The following is a 17,545-nucleotide window of genomic DNA, read 5'->3' as shown; positions in this document are numbered from 1 at the left end:
AATGAAAGTTCAAAAAGTAGTTGTTGAGGAAAAATCATATCCATTATACATACTATTAGACAAAAATTTTGAAGTGGTAGAACCGGTTAAGAGATATATAAAGTACTTGGATAATACGGGGAAAGCGCCAAATACGATTAAAACATATTGTTATCATCTCAAGCTGTTTTATGAATTTATGAGCCAAAGAGGAATTAGATTAGAAGATTTGAAATTCGAGGAAATGTCAAACTTTGTGGGATGGTTAAGAAATCCAACGGGGGAGGTAAAGGTAATAGATTTACAACCAAAGAAGGCTAAAAGAGAAGAAACATCTGTTAATGCCATACTTAATGCTGTAACTAGTTTCTTAGAGTATTTAAATCGTACAGGAGATTTTAAAGCTATAGATATGACTAAAGAAGCGAGGGGAAGAAATTTCAAGGGGTTTCTTCACCATATTTCTAAAGGTAAATCTTATCAAAAAAATATTTTAAAGCTTAGGGTCAAAAAGAAACTTGTACAAGTATTAGAACACGAACAAGTTAAAGCAATAATCGATGCGTGTCATACAAAAAGGGATAAGTTACTTATTATGCTTATGTATGAAGGAGGACTTCGGGTAGGAGAGGTATTATCCCTTCGTATCGAAGATATTTCTACTTGGGATAATCAGATTAATATCATGCCAAGAGATCACAACGAAAATGGGGCTTATATTAAGCTTAGAAAAGAACGAACAATCGATGTTAGCAAGGAATTAATGGCTTTATACACCGATTATTTAGTTCATGAATATGGGGAAGATTTGGAGCATGATTATATATTTATAAATCTCAAAGAATCTTATTTTGGGAAACCTCTAAAATATCAAAGTGTATTAGATCTTATAAGGCGATTGGTGAAACGGACAGGGATTACCTTCACTGCCCATATGTTGCGTCATACGCATGCCACAGAACTCATTAGAAGTGGATGGGATGCTGCTTACGTACAAAAAAGGTTAGGTCATGCACATGTACAAACAACACTTGATACATACGTTCATCTTTCTGATCAAGATATGAAAAATGAATATAAAGCGTATCTCCAAGGGAGAGAAACATAAAAAATGAAATTTCCAAGCGTTGCAACAAATCGAAAGCTCGTCACTAACACAGAGATTAATAAAAAAATAGCGGATATGACTAGTGTCTTACAAGGGTTTTGGGCAGCAGATAGATGGGATATAAGAATTTGCCCACATCCTAGTGCGATAGAGTTAAGTAAGAATCCTTCGTTAAGAAATCGTTGGGTAAATTTTGATAAAGTAGAAAACATCTGGTTAAAAACAGAATTAAAATACTTTTATTATGTTCTCTTAAATAATGGAACTTGGAGTGCAAAAACTGTTTGGATTAGAAAAGGAACAGTGATAAGTCGAATGTTGGGGTTTTTAAATTTAAAATATCCCGATATTACCTCTATAACTGAAGTACCTATAGTAAAAGCTTTGACGGAATACCGAACTTACTTAGTAGAACAAGGAATAAAATCTACGACTAAAAATTACAAGCTTGATATAAATCAAAATAAAATTTCTGTGCAAGCGAACTCCTACTACGTTACTAATTTAAAACAGTTTATGGAGTTCTATGAGGATTTCTATTTTGATGGTGAAGAATGGGATAAAGATGTTTGGGATCTAAGAAAACTTTCATTGCCGGAAGATAAGATAAATCCAACGTCCTACGAATATACAATCAATTTCAAGGGTTTTGAAAATGATTATTTTAAAGAAATCGTCAAGCGATATTGTAAGTTAATGTTAAATACACGTAGCTTTTCCCATGTAGTTGATATGGCGTCAAAATTAAGAGAGTTTTTTAATTTTATAAATACAAATTGTGAAGGCATACGAAGGATTCATCAATTAACTAGGAATGAAGTTGAGCAATATTTAAATGAAATTAATTTAAAAGGTTTAAAACCTAGTACTGCGACTGGACGAATATCTACTTTAGAAGTTTTTTTCTCTACACTTCAAAGGTTTGATTGGAAGGATTCGCCTTCCCAAATCCTTATCTTTCGAGAAGATTATCCTAAAGTGCCGAAGGCACAACCACGTTATATAGATGAACATGTCCTTGAACAATTAAATGTTAAATTGGATAAATTGGAACCTTATATGGCTGCAATGGTTATGGTACTTCAAGAATGCGGAATGCGTATCGGTGAACTTTGTACATTGAAAAAAGGGAGTGTCATAACAGATAAAGAAGGGGATTGCTTTTTAAAGTATTATCAGTGGAAAATGAAGAAAGAACATACCATTCCTATTTCTAAAGAAATTGCTGCATTGATATTGGTTCAAGAGCAAAGAGTGGCTTATGAACTTGACGATGGATGTGTATATGTATTTCCACGGAAAGATGGTTCTCCATTGAAGCAAGATACCTTTAGAGTTAAATTAAATAAATTAGCTTATGAAGAAAAGATAACGGATAATAAAGGAGAGATTTTCCGATTTCATGCTCATGCCTTTCGGCATACAGTTGGCACTAGAATGATAAACAACGGAGTGCCACAGCATATTGTTCAAAAATTCTTAGGGCATGAATCACCAGAAATGACTGCAAGATATGCCCATATTTTTGATGAAACTCTAAAGAAAGAGTTCATAAAGTTTAAGGAAACTTTGGTGACGAATAGCGGTAGCATTCTGGATTTAACCGAAGAAAATACTGAAGCTGACAATACAGATCTTCAATGGTTTAAAAAAAATATCAATGCACAAGCACTTCCTAATGGCTATTGTCGTTTACCAGTAATTGCGGGACCGTGTCCTCACGCAAATGCTTGTTTAGATTGTACGAACTTCTGTACAAGTAAACAATTTCTAAATGAACATGAAGAGCACTTAGACCGAACTAAAGAAATATTAAATAGGGCTAAACAGAACCAATGGCAGCGTCAGGTTGAAACTAACGAACGTGTTAAAAATAGATTAGAGCAAATTATTCATTCGTTAAAGGAGACGAATTAAGATGACTAGAAAGAGTAACACAACTGCCATAATTCAACTATCCAAAGAAAAGTCGGAGAAGACAAGAATTAGGGTTGAAAAGACAATTTCAGAGATGGCACTGAAAAAAGAGAAGATTAATTTTAATTCCGTTGCACAAAAAGCAAGTGTTTCAAAGTCATGGCTGTACAAACAAAAAGACATTAGAACTAGAATAGAGACATTAAGAGGGATGCAAATAAGTGAATTAGTTCCCCGTAAACAGAGTAAAAACCTTCGTTCAGAAGATAGTTTAATTAAGACATTAAAAATCCGAATAAAGGCACTAGAAGAAGAAAACAAACAATTAAGGGATCAAGTTCAAAAATTACATGGCAAGTTGTTTTAGAGGTCTTGTTGAATAAGATAAAATAGTACATTGCAAATTAAAACAAGAAAAGCACTCTGTTAAATATGGAGCAAGGCATTCCCGAAGATCTTCTATGGTTAGACTACAGCTAATGTTACTGGATAGATAACATTCCCTTGGGGAAAAATCAAAATATACAAAAGTAAGTGGAGAAAAACGACTCGTTTTTCTCCACTTACCCTTTATTTTATGATTTTTATAAAAACTTCTCGAAATTTTCCCGAAATAGATTTGTTAATTTTGTTGCTTGGATATCATAAGCCTCTTTATCTTTCCATGTATTGCGGGGGTTAAGAATTTCAGATGGTACATTAGGACAACTTTTAGGTATGTTAAGACCAAAACTCCGTTCCATTTCAAATTCTGTATGTGCTAATTGACCTTCAATAGCTGCTGTAACCATCGCTCGAGTATGGGAAAGGGAAATACGTTCGCCTATTCCATAAGGGCCTCCTGACCAACCTGTATTAATTAAATAAACATCCACGTCATGTTTCCGAATTTTCTCTCGAAGCATTTCAGCATAAACTCTAGGTGATAATGGCAAGAATGGTGCACCAAAACAGGTTGAAAATGTTGCTTCTGGTTCTGTTATGCCCCTTTCAGTTCCAGCTAATTTACTGGTATAACCTGAAAGAAAATAATACATGGCATGTTCTTTTGATAATTTAGAAATGGGTGGTAAAACACCGAACGCATCTGCTGTTAAAAAGAAAATAACATTTGGATGTCCTGCCGTACTCGGATTAAGAGCATGCGGAATGTTATGGATCGGATAAGCTGCTCGTGTGTTTTCTGTTAAACTACAATCATTATAATCTGCCAAATGTGTATGAGGATCGATTATGACATTTTCTAAAACAGATCCATAAGTAATCGCGCGAAATATTTCTGGTTCTTTTTCCTCTGATAAGTTGATGCATTTTGCGTAACAACCACCTTCAATATTAAATACACCTTTGTCTGACCAACCATGTTCATCATCACCAATTAACATACGATTAGCATCTGCTGAGAGAGTGGTCTTTCCCGTACCTGATAAACCAAAAAATAAAGCAACATCTTCATTTAATCCTTTATTTGCAGAACAATGCATAGAAAGAACATCATTAATTGGTAAAAGATAATTCATTATAGTAAAAATCGATTTTTTAATCTCTCCTGCGTACTGTGTTCCTCCAATCAATACGATTTTTTTATCGAAATTAATCACAATAAAAGTTTCGGAATTTGTTCCATGAATGGAAGGTGTAGCTTCAAAATTAGGAACGCAGATTACAGTGAAATCTTCTTTGTGTACAGCTAACTCTTCTTTTGTTGGACGAATAAATAATTGATGAGCAAATAAATTATGCCAAGCATACTCGTTAATGATTCGAATAGGTAGACGATATGCTTGATCGGCTCCAGCGAACCCATCAAATACAAATAGTTCTTTTTCTTCTAGATAATTAGAAACATCCTTTAAAAGAAGATCAAAATTTGCTGACGTCATTTGTTGATTTGTTTTCCAATCAATTGCAAGTTCAGAGGCAAGTTCTTTAACAATAAATTTATCTTTAGGTGAACGGCCTGTATATTTACCTGTTTTCGCTACTATCGCGCCACCAGAAGAAAGTTGAACCTCTTTACGCTTGATAGCGATTTTTATTAGTTGACTAGGTGTTATATTAAAATGTAATTTGAGTGCGTTGTTTAGTCCCATTTTATATCCATCCTTTTTAGTTATCTTTTATTTTTTATATTTCTAGTAATTTAGACTCCTTTTTATCGAGATTTCCTGTATGTGAAAGTTGATTGCATTCATGAAAAGCGAAATGCTTACATCCTAAACATTTATTATGGTTAATTTCTGAGATGGAATAGTCAATGGCTTCGCCTGTACGACTAAATATATACTTTTCACCAATTTCATCATAAAGACCAGACTTTTTCAATGACTTTTTCAAATCATCAACTATACCTGAAAGCACAAGAATTCCACCTTGTTTTTTATAATAATTGACAATATTCTTCAAATTCGCTTCACCTGTCGAATCGATGAACGGTACTTTCCCCATACGTAAAATCAAGACAGTAGGTTCATAATGAATTGTATCCATTATGCGTTGTTCAAACACTTGTGCAGCACCAAAAAAAAGTGGCCCTTCAATTGTATAAATGCTAATTTGTGGGCAGTTATGAGCTTCGTTAACTACATGGGATTGAACAATTTCATTCTTATGAGTGTGGTCTGGTAACACTTTGGAAACAACCAACATATTACTCATGCGTTTTGCGAATAAAACGACAGCTAAGATGAGACCAACCATAACTGCTATCGTAATACTGGTGAAGACAGTTAAAAGAAATGTAACCAATAAAATAAGAGAATCGCCACTTTTCATTTTCAACACATGAAGAAACTGTTTTCTTTCACTCATATTCCAAGCCACTATCATTAAAACAGGCGCCATACTAGCTAACGGAATAAGTGAAGCATAGGGTGCTAATATTAAGAGGGTTAATAAAACAAAAATCCCATGAATAATCCCTGACATAGGAGAAGTAGCACCAGATTTAATATTTGTCGCTGTTCGTGCAATTGCACCTGTAGCTGGAATTCCTCCAAATAAAGGAGTAATGATATTTGCAATTCCTTGGCCCATTAATTCACGATTACTATTGTGTTTACTATTCGTCATCCCATCTGCTACTACAGCGGATAAGAGAGATTCAATTCCTCCCAATATAGCAATTACAAATGCAGGTACTATTAAACGCTGTATTCTTTCCCATGTTATATCGGGAAAGCGAAAATGAGGGAGTTGGCTTGGAATTTCTCCAAAGGTGGAGCCTATAGTTGAAATATTGCCTGAAAAGAATACTGTTGCTATTATTGTTGTTACGATTAAACCAATTAGTGATCCAGGAACTTTCGGCAATAATTTCGGTGTGAGTAAAATGACGAAAAGACACAATATGGCAATTCCTATACTATAAAAATTCATTGTATCAATATGAAAGATAATTTCCTTCATGTTGTCAATGAACTTCTCATGTTTTTCAAGCCCTGTCAGTCCAAAGAAATTTTCAATTTGCCCTGTGAAAATAATAATGGCAATCCCTGAAGTAAAACCAATTGTGACAGGACGAGGGATGAATTTAATCAAAGAACCTATTTTAAAAATCGCCATTAAACACAAGATAATACCGGCTAAAAAACCAGCAAGTAATAAATCTGTATATCCATAAGCTATGACAATCCCAAAAAGAATAGGTACGAAAGCACCAGTAGGTCCTCCAATTTGATATTTCGATCCACCAAATAAAGAAATTAAGATACCAGCAATACATGCTGTGTAAATCCCGTATTCTGGTTTCACACCTGATGCAATAGCAAATGCCATAGCTAATGGTATAGCAATTACCCCTACAATAACGCCTGAAAGAAGATCTTTTTGGAAATGCCGTATTGAATAGTCATCAAATCTTCCTGTAAAAAAGCTTTTCATTATACCCCTTCTTTTTCTATGAATGATTAAAATAGTAAATTGATTGTATATTATTGATTGTTTAGGGAGTTATATCTATTTAAATTTCCATTGATTACTCCGATTCTATGATTTAGAAAGTGTATCTTCTTCATCTAATTCTTCTAACATAGAAAGGGTATCAATTAAATGATTATTGAAGATTTCTCGTGTAACTATTAAAAGTTTTATAATGGATGGGTCGCGAAGTGAATAAACAACTCGTTTACCATTTTTGATACCAACTACAATATTTTTAGAGCGTAATACACTTAGTTGTTGGGAAACTGCGGAACCTTCACTATTAAGAGTGCTTTGAATTTCTGTAACGCTCTTTTCTCCTTCTGACAGTAATTCAAGAATCCGTATTCTTAGTGGATGTGCCAAGGCTTTAAAAAAATCAGCTTTAAATTGTTGTATATCTGTCCACAATCAATTTTCCTCCTTTGACAAATTCGATTATACATATTCAAATGTTTGAATATGTATAATCGAATTATACCTCCAGTTCTTTTGATTTACAAATCATTTTAAGTTAAAAATACAGAAATGTAGTTTTCTATCGTTAATACCTAAATTAATTAGTTAATCAACAATTCCTAGTGCGAAGTATCTTTACAGCGAACGACCAGACTTCGTTTATCCATCCAGTTGGTACAAGTTCCTGTTCTAATAAAGGCAAAACGACATGATCCCCACCGAAAACTAAATTTACAGGGGTAAACGAAATAAAAAGGCGACCACTCATTTGAAGTGCCCCCATAAAGTTAAACAGTTTTTCTTATCTTTTTTGACTAATTCTTTCATAAAAAAGGTAATTTTATAATTTAGTTATGCTAACTCTGAAGACATGTAGTCAAAGCCAAGAGATTGCTTTCATAATATTTCTCCCACTTTACTATTGATATAACCCTACGCCATCCAGGGAGGATATCGAAGTGACGAAACGACTAATGGAAGCGGGGGCGATCATGGGAATAGACATCCTTGATCACATCATTATCGGCGACCAAAAGTTCACCAGCCTTAAGGATAAGGGATATATTTAAGAGGGATGATAGACTGTTAGATGCATGCAAGAGACTGGGGAAATCGGTCTCTTTTTTCGTGTTTTTTGCATTCTAGTGAGACCCCACTGTAAATTTAGTTACCTTTCCGTTATAATGTGGTGTATGCTTTTAAGAAGGCCGTTGACGGTTATGCAGAAAGGAAGAACTAATTTGTTTGGAATCGGAACTAAAGATGTAGGAATCGACCTGGGTACAGCCAATACATTGGTCTTTATCAAAGGAAAAGGTATTGTGCTGCGGGAACCTTCCGTAGTAGCTAAAAACACTGTGACAAATGAAATCGTAGCAGTCGGTAGTGCTGCTAAAAATATGATTGGACGTACGCCAGGCTCCATCGTGGCGACTCGCCCGATGAAAGACGGGGTCATTGCGGATTTTGAAACAACAACTGCAATGATTGAGCATTATATGAAAGAGGCAACAAAGGCTTCCGGCGGTTCATGGAAGAAGCCGAATGTCATGATTTGTGTGCCATACGGAATTACTTCCGTCGAGCAACGTGCAGTCATTGATGCGGCACGTCAAGCAGGAGCAAAAGATGCATTCACGATTGAAGAGCCTTTTGCGGCAGCAATCGGAGCAAATTTGCCGGTTTGGGAACCAACGGGCAGTATGGTCGTCGATATAGGTGGCGGTACGACAGAAGTCGCAGTCATTTCACTTGGCGGTATTGTAACGAGCGAATCAATCCGCGTCGGTGGGGATACGATGGATTTAGCGATTATCAGCTATATTCGCAAGACGTACAACTTAACGATCGGTGAGCGTACGGCAGAGGCGATCAAAATTGAGATCGGTTCCGCTAAAGATGCAGTGAAAGCGGAAAAGATGGATATTCGCGGTCGTGACCTATTGACGGGTCTGCCGAAAACATTGGAAATTTCTTCAGAAGAAATTGTCGAAGCTTTGCGCGAATCTATTTTGCAGATTATTGAAGGTGTAAAAAAGACACTGGAAACTACTCCGCCTGAATTATCTTCAGACGTGATGGAACGCGGAATCGTCTTGACAGGCGGGGGCGCGATGCTTCGCAATTTGGACAAGGTTATTTCGGATGAAACGAATATGCCTGTGTTTATCGCAGAAGATCCATTGGACTGTGTGGCTATGGGTACCGGAAAAGCATTAGATAACTTAGAAGTTATCAAAAAAATGCAAGTAAAATAATTGGAGGAGATGTAGGCAATGCCACGTTTTTTTTCCAATAAACGATTAATCATTTTATTAGTAGGAGTAATCGTCCTTGTGGCATTAATTGCATTCTCACTTCGTGACCGGGATCATTCAAATTTACCGGAGCAAGTAGTGAAGGATGTTGTCGGTTTCGGGCAGTCAATGTTCACGAAACCGGCTCATTTTGTTACGGGGATTATTGAAAATATTGATACGATGCTTAATACATACGAAGAAAACAAACGATTGAAGGAACGACTGGATGCGTATGCGGCTACGCAAGCCGAGCTGGTCGATGTGAAATCGGATAATGTGAAATTGCGGGAGATCGTCAATAAGCTGGATGATTTACGAGCGTACGAGCCGATCCAATCAACGGTGATTTCACGGAATCCAGATCAATGGGAAGATAAGCTGATTGTCGATAAAGGAACGACGGACGGTGTGGAAGTCAATATGGCCGTCATTACTTCTCAAGGATTGATCGGGAAAGTTGTGCTTTCCAATCCATTCACATCTACAGTGGAATTGCTATCAACTGAAAATATCAATTTCCGCGTAGCTGCAATGATTGCAGGAGAAGAAGAGATCTTCGGTCTGATTGAAGGATTTGACCGACAATCACGTCAATTGATCATGAAGCGAATCGACTCTAGCTTTGACGTGAAAAAAGGCATGCAGGTCACGTCTTCTGGTCTAGGCGGGATTTTCCCTAAAGGTATTTTAATTGGCGAAATAACGGAAGTGTCAACGGATGACTATGGTCTTACGAAGCTTGCGTACATTCGACCAGCAGCTAATTTTTCCATGCTGGATCACGTGATGATTGCCAAACGTTCATCGACTATCGTGGATGGCACGGATGGAGGCAGCTCTGCTGACACAGAGGGGGACGATGAATCATGACTCGGTTCGTCATCCCTCTCATTGCAGTTGTATTGTTTTTCTTGGAGCCGATTTTTAGTCTGTTCTCGCCAATTGAACAGAACGGAGAATTATTTGTATTCGTTCCGAGATTTTTGATTGTTTACTTGATTTTCATTGCGGCTTATTACAGTCGTCAGCGGGCCATTTTATATGGTTTAATACTCGGACTCTTGTATGATATGTATCACATTGATATTATTGGACTATACACTTTTATGTACCCGCTCATTTGTTATTTATCTACGTTGGTGATCCGCCAAATTCAGCGGCACACATTGACGGTCATGGTATTATCATTAGTGATGATTGTCTTGCTTGAAATTCTTTCGTACTTTTTTGCTAGCGTGATCGCGCTCACGTCGATCGATTTCAATGAATTCTTGACGAGTCGACTCGTGCCGACGGTGATTGCCAATTCAATATTCATTGTTATGTTTGGCTGGACGTTTAAGCAAATTACATTAAAACGATTTTCTCAAAAACAAGCTGGTTTTTAAGTATTGCGAGGTGATGTGGGTGACAAAATCACAAATGGTAACCATAAAAGGAACAAAAGACGGCTTGGTGCTTCGGCTGGACGACCATTGTTCGTTTTCCGAGCTGCTGGAAGAGCTGGAGGAAAAAGTACAGGGCACCGGACTCGAAGGCGTTGCAGAAGTGCAGTTGCATACAGGGCACCGTTATTGTGACGAACAAGACATGAAAAGCATTCTCTCGGTCATTCATCATTCTCCTCATTTACGAGTTTCAAAGGTTCAGAGTGATGTCATATCGTTGGAAGAATGTCAGCAAAAGCTGATCGAGAAGCAATCCGAAACCTATATTGGGATTGTTCGATCAGGACAAATCGTAAAGGCGGCTGGCGATTTAGTCATTATTGGCGATGTGAATCCAAATGCCCAAGTTATTGCGGGTGGGAGTATTTACATTTTGGGTAGGCTGAAAGGCATAGCGCATGCGGGAGCCAAAGGTAATTTAGAAGCCGTAATAGCTGCTTCTTGGCTGGAGGCTACGCATTTGAAAATTGCGGATAAAATGGAGACGATGACGGATGAATTGACGATCCTTTCCGAACATCCTGAAATGGAATGTGCGTACATCCATGATAATGGGCAGATTGCGATTGACCGCCTCCAAGAACTCCGACATTTACGTCCGGGCCTTGCTACATTTAAAGGAGGTATATAATTTGGGAGAAGCAATTGTTATTACTTCTGGTAAGGGTGGCGTCGGTAAAACAACTACGTCCGCCAATCTCGGCACCGCCCTTGCATTACAAGGAAAAAAAGTTTGTTTAATTGATACTGATATCGGTTTGCGAAATTTAGACGTTATTCTCGGCTTGGAAAACCGGATTATTTACGACCTTGTCGATGTCGTCGAAGGCCGTTGTAAGATACATCAAGCCCTTGTAAAAGACAAGCGCTTCGATGATCGTCTGTTTTTATTGCCGGCTGCTCAGACGACGGATAAAAGCGCCGTGTCTCCAGAGCAGATGAAAAAACTCACCACAGAATTAAAAATGGATTACGATTATATTTTGATCGACTGTCCTGCAGGCATCGAGCAAGGATATAAAAATGCCATTGCCGGAGCGGATCGGGCAATTGTTGTCACGACTCCGGAAATTTCTGCCGTTCGTGATGCAGATCGGATCATCGGACTACTAGAATCAGAAAAAGATATAGAACCACCAAAATTGATCATCAACCGAATAAAAGGCCGTTTGATGGAAAGTGGAGATGCGCTTGACGTCAATGAAATCACAACACATTTGTCGATTGACTTGCTAGGGATCGTCTTAGACGATGAAAACGTGATTTCTTCTTCCAATAAAGGCGAGCCTGTCGTGATGGACCCTTCCAATCCGGCTGCTGTAGGCTATCGTAATATTGCACGCCGCATTTTGGGTGAATCTGTGCCGTTGATGTCCATGGATACAGGGAAAACAGGATTTTTCGGTAAATTGAAATCATTGTTTGGTAAATAATTGAAATGAAACTCAGTGCCATTAAGGTACTGAGTTTTTTTGCGTCTATTTTCCACCCGCATTTCTAGAGCCGTTCTTTCATACACTGCAGGTAAGGGAGGGGAAGTGGTGAAGTGGAAAACCAAATGGATAATCGCTTTTCTTTTGACTGTGTCTGTAGTCGCTTTGTCAAAAATGGAAGAACGCCAACTCGTCAACATACCTATAACGCAATACGTCACAACAGGTAAAGATTTTGTAGTCATGAAAAAATGGGTTTCCTCCTGGATTGCGGATGATGAATCCATCACAGTATCAGCTGAAGCAGCATTCGACCCATTCGCCAAATATGAATCGTTTCAGCCTTACCAAGATGGTGCGATTATTTCGTACACTCAACCATTATCGATAACGTCACAAGGAAACGGACTCGTTGTATTTACAGGCTATACCCGCCAGTCAGGCAAAACGGTGACGATACAGTATGACAATGGAGACGAGGTGACGTACGGATTTGTCGGTTCTTTTTCGACGTTGCCCTATACAACCGTCAGACGAGGGGATGAAATCGCCATGATGGATGAAGACGCTGTGTATATACGTGTGAAACGCAATGGTATTCCATTGGAGCCTACAGTACTCGCAACCTATATGACAGGCGACCTCGAATGAAATTTCGCATTCATCCAATTTTATTGCCGATTTTTTTATTTTTTATGATTGTCGGAGGCGTCTCATTGTATGCCATGATCTTATTTTCACTATTATTCCATGAGGTTGGACACATATGGGCTGCCAAACAAGCAGGGATGAATGTTCGCAGCTGCACAATCTTGCCGTACGGAGGGGAATTGCAAATCGTCAATCGTCAGTTGGCAACAAAACAGCAACGGCTGATCGTAGCACTTGGCGGACCGCTCGCGACAGCCGTTCTGTTACTCATTGCTTTACTCGTCTCATTCCCGGGAAGCGCTCAGCTTATTCAAATTCAACTCATATTGCTGGCCGTCAATTTGTTACCCATCCTGCCTCTAGACGGTGGACAAGCACTCTCCGTATTACTGGAGAGTAAAGACGATAAATACTCCTCACGCTCGATATTCACGCTCTATTCCATCATCGCGTCAATTGCCTTGTTTTTATTTTTAAGCATGTATCTGCCAGAAAGCCTTCCTTACACAATTGTAGCTGCTTTCCTAGCGGTTCAAAACATCATCTCCTATCGTTTCCGAAAGTACGAGCAAGTATTTGAACAAATTTCTTCAGCAAGACGGCGTTCATAATATATAAACTGAAATAGATGACTTGCACTCAAAGTAAAACGTAGAACCCGTTGATTTCCGTTCCAGGCGGACGCTTTCCGTGGGGCGCGGGCGAGCCTCCTCGTCGCTTTGCTTCTGCGGGGTCTCGCTACTCGCGCTATCCCCCGCAGGAAAAGCTGTAACGTAGAACGGCTTTTGCGAGCATAAGCGAAGCGTTGGGAGCACATTTTTGCTTTTCGCCGCCTTCCACTCCAATCAACTGAGTGTCCTGTTCTAAACAAACTCATATAAAAACTTTAATTCAAGATATAAAGATCTAGTTGGCTATCTCTTTCATTATTATTCAGACAATGAAAGCTGATATTTTTGCGATTAGAGTATGTACGCTTTTCTTAGATCTTAAATAACCGCAGTAGTGTTACCATATTTTTCCATAATTGAAGTAGGATTTGCCCGGAAGGCAGGTCGACTCGGGGAGGATCAGCGAGAGCCGTAACGAAGAATAGCTTTTGCGAGTGAAGCGAAGCGAAAAGGAACACATCTTTGCTCTGACAGGTGAGACAGCCAAGGAGCTCGCGACGGCTGGCTCACCGCGCGCCCTCCCGAAAGCGTACCTGCCTGGAGGACAAATCCCGGATCACTTTCAAATTATTCTTTCACTCAATAAATATATCCCTTGACCAAGAGATTTCTATGTGATAATATTTTACTGTTATTGTTTGTAGCACCCGTGCTACAACCGCACTGATCAGGTACAAGCATTCGAGAGCGAATCACCTGTGAAGGCGAGTCTGAGTAAATAGAGGAGGTGCAAGTATGTACGCAATTATTGAAACTGGTGGAAAACAAATCAAAGTTGAAGCGGGCCAAGAAATCTTCATCGAGAAAGTTGCTGGTGAAGCTGACGAGGTTGTAACATTTGACAAAGTCCTTTTAGTAGGTGGGGATGACCTGAAAGTAGGTGCTCCTTTCGTAGAAGGCGCTACTGTAACAGGTAAAGTTGTCAAGCAAGGCCGTGGAAAGAAAATTACGGTTTTCAAATACAAGCCGAAAAAGAACTACCACAAAAAACAAGGTCACCGTCAGCCATACACGAAAATCGTGATCGACGGAATCAATCTATAATTCGGTATGATACATGTCCGAATTACAAAAGAGCCTTCTGGGCGCATCTCAGCTTTTGAGATGGACGGTCATGCTGAATTTGCAGAACACGGTAAAGATTTAGTATGTGCAGGCGCTTCAGCCGTATCCTTCGGGGCGGTCAATGCAATCGCTGAACTTACTGGAACTACACCTATGATCGAGCAAGGAGCGGACGGTGGATACTTGCAAGTGTCGTTTCCGGAAACGGAGCGGGACACGGAAGTCCAACTGATCGTGCAAGCAATGATCGTTTCTTTACAAACGATTGAATTAGACTATGGGCAATATATACAATTATCCTTTACCAAGTAGGAGGTGGCAGCTATGTTACGTTTGGATCTTCAGTTTTTCGCATCCAAAAAAGGAGTAGGTTCTACAAAGAACGGTCGTGACTCCGAATCGAAACGTCTTGGCGCTAAGCGTGCAGACGGACAATTCGTTTCCGGTGGTTCAATCCTTTATCGCCAACGCGGAACAAAAATTCACCCAGGTGAAAACGTTGGTCGCGGTGGAGATGATACTCTTTTCGCAAAAGTTGACGGCATCGTTCGTTTCGAACGCCTTGGCCGCGACAAAAAGAAAGTCAGCGTCTACCCAGAAGTGCAAGAAGCATAATTGGATAGCATGACGAAATAGAAAAAGGACTGCACTTGATGCAGTCCTTTTTCTATTTCTTTGTTGATTATTTTAGTGATTTCCGTACGTAAATGCTATACTAAGAAGTACGAATTCAGCTGGCGGTGAAAACAATGGGAAATATCGAATTAAATGTGTCCGACACCATGAGATACAGTCGGCATGACCATATGAATGACCTGCAATTATTGCTCATGTATTTGGACATGGGCAAGTATAAGGAAGCCAGAAAATGCATCCTGGACAAAACAGCAGAAATGCAGCAACTTGCAATGCTTCAGAAACTTTGTATGCCGCTAACGGAAGAGTGGTTGACTACATTGGACTGGAGATACCCAGTCTTTAAAAGCCACCTGCATTGCGACATCGCATCGAAAATAGAAGTGCAACAGATTGACGAAGTACTTGTGGATTACTTGGAACGTCTTGTACAGGACGTCATACCGAAGATCGACCAATATGCAGAATGTCCAGTGGAAATCACAGTCAGGACAGATGCAGCAGGGTGGAGTATTCAAATGACGTTTTCAGAAATACATGCAAAGCAAATGAACATAAGCGAGAATTCATCTCTGCTTACGGTTGAAGTCTGCGCTGAAGAGGGTCAATGGACGTTTATCATCAGTGGACAATTAGGAGGATTATAAATAATGTTTGTGGATCACGTAAAAGTATTTGTTAAAGGTGGCGACGGAGGCGACGGTATGGTCGCGTTTCGCCGAGAAAAGTATATTGCATATGGCGGCCCTGCTGGAGGGGATGGCGGAAAAGGCGCGGATGTAATCTTTGTCGTTGACGAAGGTCTACGTACGTTAATGGATTTCCGTTATCAGCGTCATTTTAAAGCACCGCGTGGAGAGCACGGAGGAAGTAAGAATATGCATGGACGCGGTGGCGCGAATTTAGTCGTGAAAGTTCCGCCCGGCACCGTCGTAAAAGATGCGGAAACTGGCACAGTCATTGCAGACCTTGTAGAAGACGGCCAGCAAGCTGTCATCGCTCGCGGGGGACGTGGAGGACGCGGCAATAGCCGTTTTGCGACACCTCAGAACACAGCTCCTGAGCTATCGGAAAAAGGTGAGCCAGGTGTCAGCCGTGATATCATACTGGAATTGAAAGTATTGGCTGATGTTGGATTGGTAGGTTTCCCGAGTGTCGGAAAATCCACCTTGTTATCTGTCGTTTCGGCAGCCAAGCCGAAGATCGCCGATTATCACTTCACTACGCTTGTACCGAACTTAGGGATGGTGGAAACGGATGACCACCGTACATTTGTTATGGCGGATTTGCCTGGCCTGATCGAAGGAGCGCATGAAGGAATCGGCCTCGGCCATCAGTTTTTGCGACATATTGAACGGACGCGTGTTATCGTCCACGTCATTGACATGTCTGGACTCGAAGGGCGCGAACCTTTCGAAGACTATCAGACCATCAATGCGGAGCTTGAGCAATATAATATGCGTCTGACCGAACGGCCGCAGATTGTAGTAGCCAATAAAATGGACATGCCGGATGCGGAAGAGAATTTAGCGGAATTCAAAAAAGCGCTGGGAGACGAAGATATACAAATATTCCCGATTTCGGCATTGACCAGAACAGGATTGGATCCATTGCTGTATGCAATTCTGGATTTATTGGAAACAACGCCTGAATTCCCAATGTTGGAAGAGGAAGAAGAGGAAGCGAATTCTGTCTTGTACAAACATGAGGCAACTGGTCCTGACTTTGTTATTTCTAGAGATGACGATGGCGCGTATGTATTGTCCGGTTACACATTGGAGCGCTTGTTCAAGATGACGGATTTCAATTTCGATCAATCTGTGCGGAAGTTTGCACGACAGATGCGCGGTATGGGTATCGACGATGCATTGCGTGAACGAGGTGCACAAGACGGCGATATCGTACGAATCTTGAACTATGAGTTCGAGTTCTTAGAATAAGTCGTCAAATGTAATTGCTCGTTGTGGGGGGAGCCAAATGGAACAAATAGGGGAAGGCCAGTTTTACTTGGTCCGTGAAGATGTTTTGACAGAATCCATGCAAAAAATGCTGGAAGCAAAGAGAATGTTGGCAAGAGGCGAAGTGACAACGATCCAAGAAGCTACAAAGCGGGTCGGTTTGTCACGTAGCGCCTTTTACAAATATCGTGATGCCGTGTTCCCGTTCGAATCGATCGCGCGGGACCGCATCTTGACGATTTTTATTCAATTGGAAGATTTAAAGGGGTCATTGGCCGTGCTGCTGGAAATTATTTCAGAGGCAAAATGCAATGTGTTGACGATCCACCAGACGATTCCTGTACAGGGGCGTGCCAATATCACGCTATCGCTCGATGTAACGGAGATGGAAATTAAAGTGGAAGCTTTTCTACAACGACTGAAAGCTCCCCGATTCATTGATTCCGTTGATTTAATCAGTTCAGGTGTCTTCTGAAATAAGGCAAGACGAACTAGTTAGG

At 39.9% G+C, this 17,545-nt stretch carries 19 protein-coding genes, 1 pseudogene and 1 other annotated feature; of the genes and pseudogenes, 17 read left to right on the top strand and 3 right to left on the bottom strand.

Annotated elements, in window-relative coordinates; genetic code table 11:
• Nucleotide 1 precedes the first annotated feature (1 nt).
• Genes MKY93_RS09770 through MKY93_RS09760 form a run of 3 tightly spaced genes read left to right on the top strand, consistent with a single transcriptional unit; the run spans nucleotide 2 to nucleotide 3,371 of the window.
• Nucleotides 2–1,087 (top strand): tyrosine-type recombinase/integrase, encoded by a 1,086-nt coding sequence (locus MKY93_RS09770; RefSeq protein WP_340758916.1) that lies wholly within the window; start codon nucleotides 2–4, stop codon nucleotides 1,085–1,087.
• Between the two features lie 3 nt (nucleotides 1,088–1,090).
• Nucleotides 1,091–3,004: a tyrosine-type recombinase/integrase gene (locus tag MKY93_RS09765; RefSeq protein ID WP_340758915.1), complete on the top strand. Its 1,914-nt coding sequence runs from the start codon at nucleotides 1,091–1,093 to the stop codon at nucleotides 3,002–3,004.
• Between the two features lies 1 nt (nucleotide 3,005).
• Nucleotides 3,006–3,371, top strand: coding sequence for a DUF6262 family protein (locus MKY93_RS09760; RefSeq protein WP_340758914.1), 366 nt, complete (start codon nucleotides 3,006–3,008; stop codon nucleotides 3,369–3,371).
• A 217-nt stretch (nucleotides 3,372–3,588) separates the two neighbouring features.
• Here MKY93_RS09760 and pckA read toward each other — a convergent pair whose 3' ends face one another.
• The 3 genes from pckA to MKY93_RS09745 form a co-directional block, all read right to left on the bottom strand.
• On the bottom strand, nucleotides 3,589–5,097 hold the full coding sequence (pckA, locus tag MKY93_RS09755; RefSeq protein WP_340758913.1) for a phosphoenolpyruvate carboxykinase (ATP): 1,509 nt from the start codon (nucleotides 5,095–5,097) through the stop codon (nucleotides 3,589–3,591).
• A 34-nt stretch (nucleotides 5,098–5,131) separates the two neighbouring features.
• Nucleotides 5,132–6,886, bottom strand: a complete 1,755-nt coding sequence (locus MKY93_RS09750) for a SulP family inorganic anion transporter (RefSeq protein ID WP_340758912.1) — start codon at nucleotides 6,884–6,886, stop codon at nucleotides 5,132–5,134.
• A gap of 105 nt (nucleotides 6,887–6,991) precedes the next feature.
• On the bottom strand, nucleotides 6,992–7,336 hold the full coding sequence (locus MKY93_RS09745) for an ArsR/SmtB family transcription factor (protein WP_340758911.1): 345 nt from the start codon (nucleotides 7,334–7,336) through the stop codon (nucleotides 6,992–6,994).
• A gap of 476 nt (nucleotides 7,337–7,812) precedes the next feature.
• Between MKY93_RS09745 and MKY93_RS09740 the strand changes: the two are divergent.
• From MKY93_RS09740 to MKY93_RS09675, 14 genes and pseudogenes are all read left to right on the top strand, one after another.
• A pseudogene (locus tag MKY93_RS09740) lies at nucleotides 7,813–7,953 on the top strand (JAB domain-containing protein); the annotation flags it as partial.
• Nucleotides 7,954–8,124: 171 nt separating this feature from the next.
• Nucleotides 8,125–9,141, top strand: coding sequence for a rod shape-determining protein (locus tag MKY93_RS09735; protein ID WP_040759197.1), 1,017 nt, complete (start codon nucleotides 8,125–8,127; stop codon nucleotides 9,139–9,141).
• A gap of 18 nt (nucleotides 9,142–9,159) precedes the next feature.
• Nucleotides 9,160–10,053 (top strand): rod shape-determining protein MreC, encoded by an 894-nt coding sequence (gene mreC, locus MKY93_RS09730; RefSeq protein ID WP_221836575.1) that lies wholly within the window; start codon nucleotides 9,160–9,162, stop codon nucleotides 10,051–10,053.
• Nucleotides 10,050–10,571 carry a rod shape-determining protein MreD gene (gene mreD, locus MKY93_RS09725; RefSeq protein WP_078816764.1) on the top strand — a complete coding sequence of 174 codons (522 nt, stop codon included), beginning with the start codon at nucleotides 10,050–10,052 and terminating at the stop codon, nucleotides 10,569–10,571. The genes mreC and mreD overlap by 4 nt, the downstream gene beginning before the upstream one ends.
• 13 nt (nucleotides 10,572–10,584) lie before the next feature.
• Nucleotides 10,585–11,262: a septum site-determining protein MinC gene (gene minC / locus MKY93_RS09720; RefSeq protein WP_078816763.1), complete on the top strand. Its 678-nt coding sequence runs from the start codon at nucleotides 10,585–10,587 to the stop codon at nucleotides 11,260–11,262.
• A 1-nt stretch (nucleotide 11,263) separates the two neighbouring features.
• A complete protein-coding gene (gene minD, locus MKY93_RS09715) occupies nucleotides 11,264–12,064 on the top strand; it encodes a septum site-determining protein MinD (protein WP_340758910.1) in 801 nt (266 codons plus the stop codon).
• Between the two features lie 108 nt (nucleotides 12,065–12,172).
• On the top strand, nucleotides 12,173–12,715 hold the full coding sequence (locus tag MKY93_RS09710) for a peptidoglycan DD-metalloendopeptidase family protein (protein ID WP_078816762.1): 543 nt from the start codon (nucleotides 12,173–12,175) through the stop codon (nucleotides 12,713–12,715).
• The gene (locus tag MKY93_RS09705; RefSeq protein WP_078816761.1) at nucleotides 12,712–13,326 is read left to right on the top strand and encodes a M50 family metallopeptidase; all 615 of its coding nucleotides are present in this window, start codon (nucleotides 12,712–12,714) and stop codon (nucleotides 13,324–13,326) included. Before MKY93_RS09710 ends, MKY93_RS09705 begins: the two co-directional genes overlap by 4 nt.
• A 706-nt stretch (nucleotides 13,327–14,032) precedes the next feature.
• Nucleotides 14,033–14,108, top strand: a sequence feature (ribosomal protein L21 leader region).
• Nucleotides 14,109–14,121: 13 nt separating this feature from the next.
• Nucleotides 14,122–14,430 (top strand): 50S ribosomal protein L21, encoded by a 309-nt coding sequence (rplU, locus tag MKY93_RS09700; RefSeq protein WP_009497483.1) that lies wholly within the window; start codon nucleotides 14,122–14,124, stop codon nucleotides 14,428–14,430.
• Between the two features lie 6 nt (nucleotides 14,431–14,436).
• Nucleotides 14,437–14,763 (top strand): ribosomal-processing cysteine protease Prp, encoded by a 327-nt coding sequence (locus MKY93_RS09695; protein WP_078816760.1) that lies wholly within the window; start codon nucleotides 14,437–14,439, stop codon nucleotides 14,761–14,763.
• A 12-nt stretch (nucleotides 14,764–14,775) separates the two neighbouring features.
• On the top strand, nucleotides 14,776–15,066 hold the full coding sequence (rpmA, locus tag MKY93_RS09690) for a 50S ribosomal protein L27 (protein WP_009497481.1): 291 nt from the start codon (nucleotides 14,776–14,778) through the stop codon (nucleotides 15,064–15,066).
• 134 nt (nucleotides 15,067–15,200) lie between these two features.
• On the top strand, nucleotides 15,201–15,734 hold the full coding sequence (locus tag MKY93_RS09685) for a Spo0B domain-containing protein (RefSeq protein ID WP_221836599.1): 534 nt from the start codon (nucleotides 15,201–15,203) through the stop codon (nucleotides 15,732–15,734).
• Nucleotides 15,735–15,737: 3 nt separating this feature from the next.
• The gene (gene obgE / locus MKY93_RS09680) at nucleotides 15,738–17,027 is read left to right on the top strand and encodes a GTPase ObgE (protein ID WP_009497479.1); all 1,290 of its coding nucleotides are present in this window, start codon (nucleotides 15,738–15,740) and stop codon (nucleotides 17,025–17,027) included.
• Between the two features lie 37 nt (nucleotides 17,028–17,064).
• On the top strand, nucleotides 17,065–17,520 hold the full coding sequence (locus tag MKY93_RS09675; protein WP_009497478.1) for an ACT domain-containing protein: 456 nt from the start codon (nucleotides 17,065–17,067) through the stop codon (nucleotides 17,518–17,520).
• Nucleotides 17,521–17,545: the final 25 nt, after the last annotated feature.

This window comes from Sporosarcina sp. FSL W7-1283, assembly GCF_038003105.1.
In the GTDB taxonomy this organism is placed as follows: domain Bacteria; phylum Bacillota; class Bacilli; order Bacillales_A; family Planococcaceae; genus Sporosarcina; species Sporosarcina newyorkensis.
The sequence above is the reverse complement of the archived record's forward strand: the minus strand, read 5'-3'. Positions and strand labels throughout refer to the sequence as shown.